Source organism: Microlunatus aurantiacus, from assembly GCF_039536605.1.
Classification (GTDB): Bacteria; Actinomycetota; Actinomycetes; order Propionibacteriales; family Propionibacteriaceae; genus Microlunatus; species Microlunatus aurantiacus.
On sequence record NZ_BAAAYX010000028.1, the window covers coordinates 1 to 1,752 of the forward strand.

A 1,752-nucleotide genomic window follows, 5' to 3' on the forward strand; every position below is an offset into this window, starting at 1 on the left:
CCGACCCCGGGCCGTCCCTCAGTTTCCTAGCCCAGGTGTCGCACATCAGGTGGCGGACCAACGTTGTCCTCCGTCGGGTGACGTGCGACAGTCGTCCGCCAGTTGATGTGCGACACCGGGCCGGTTCGGTCACTCTGAGTTCGACGTTTCCGTGGGGCGTTCGGACTGGAGGAGCCGGGATTGGTACTCGTTGCCTTGTCTGTTGTCGAGCAGCGGCTGGACGCGGTTCGAACTGCGCTGGCGGGTGCTGATGTCACCGAAGTCGCGGAACGGTTCGGAGTTCACCGCTCCACCGTTCACCGATGGCTCGTTCGCTATCTCAGTGAGCAGATCGCAGGTCTGGCGGATCGGTCGCACCGCCCGGCGTCCTGTCCGCACCAGTCGCCGCCTGATGTCGAGGTGCAGGTGGCGGAGATGCGTCGCCAGCATCCGCGGCGGGGATCACGACGGATCCGGATCGAGACTTCCGCGAGCCCATCGATTTACCCCAAGAGACTGGGTGCTGGGTGCCAGGCAGCGTCGCGGGCGAACAGGTTACTTCCGTCGTTCTTCGCCAGCCACAGTTCAAAGTTGGAATGTCTGATGAAGTGTCCCGGTAGGTTCGCGGCCTCAAGACTGAAGCCGCCGTTGCCCTCGGGATTGCCTCCGTCCTGGAACATGAAGGAGGCGTCCTGACGGAAAAGCAGTCCTCCGTCGTTCTGATGCAGCTTGATGCGAAAGTCCTGGTGACGTAGGTAGTGGCCCGGGAAATTGACGGACTCCAAACTCACGCTGATCTGGTCGTTGCCCTCATATCCGGCAGGTTTGGGATCAGCGGGCTGCAGCAGGGCTCGGCGCACGATGAAGGTCGCGTCGCGCCGGCCTAGATCGCTGTTGATGTGATCAATGAAGCCAACGCCATCACGGTGGCGTAGGAAGCGATCCGGGAAGTTGTCGGACTGAATCGACATTGCTCCAGGCGTCAGCCCGCGCTGCGGCGGTGGCAGGCGTCGCCAGGCGGAGTCGCTGGCGAACAGTGGGGACCCGTCGTCCGGGTCGACCCAAAGCTCGAAATTTCGGTGTCGGATGAAGTGGCCTGGAAAGTTCACCGACTCAAGACGCGTCCAAGCGAACAGCCCTCGGCGGCTCGTCTTGAAGGTGGAGTCCAGGCGGAACAGGTCGGTGCCATCGTCTTGGTGAAGCACGACCCGGAAATTCTGATGGCGCAGGAAGTGCCGTGGGAAGTTGGTGGCCTCGAGTCGGACCGTGTCGTTGCCTACGGGCAAGATCCGGAACGTTGCATCGGCGCGGTCAAGATCGCTGGAGAGGTCAGAGATCTCGCCGAGAGCGTTGCGATGACGGATGATCTTGCCTGGAAGACCTAGCGCCTCGAAGGCGCCGACGAAGCCGGGCAACGGCTTGGCAGCGTCCGGCGGCGGCGGCGGCGTCGTTGGCGTGACAGGTGCGGGAAAAGTGGTCACCGAGACCCATTCCGAGCAGCTGCGATCGAAGGCGTGGACGGCGCACACCCTGAACCTGTAGGTCGTTGCCGCCTGCAGACCCGTCACCGACCAGACTCGCTTGTCGGCGTCAGCGATCCACGCGGCGCCCGGCGACTCCAACTCGATCACAAACCAGAACGCGTCGCTGCCACTGTGCGCCCAGGTGATGGTCACCATCCCAGGCGCATTAGGAAACGAGACGACTGAACGGGTCTGCTGCACGAGTAGGTGACAGGTTCGGTCAGGCGGCTTGGGCCTGGTTGATGGTCAT

The 1,752-nt window shown here is 63.1% G+C and carries 1 protein-coding gene and 1 pseudogene; one reads left to right on the top strand and one right to left on the bottom strand.

The genetic code is table 11. The features are described 5' to 3' along the window. Positions 1–195: 195 nt before the first annotated feature. Positions 196–396: pseudogene (locus tag ABD714_RS23140) on the top strand (helix-turn-helix domain-containing protein); the annotation flags it as partial. Between the two features lie 86 nt (positions 397–482). Here ABD714_RS23140 and ABD714_RS22010 read toward each other — a convergent pair. Then, the gene (locus ABD714_RS22010; protein WP_344814611.1) at positions 483–1,658 is read right to left on the bottom strand and encodes an AbfB domain-containing protein; all 1,176 of its coding nucleotides are present in this window, start codon (positions 1,656–1,658) and stop codon (positions 483–485) included. Positions 1,659–1,752 lie beyond the last annotated feature (94 nt).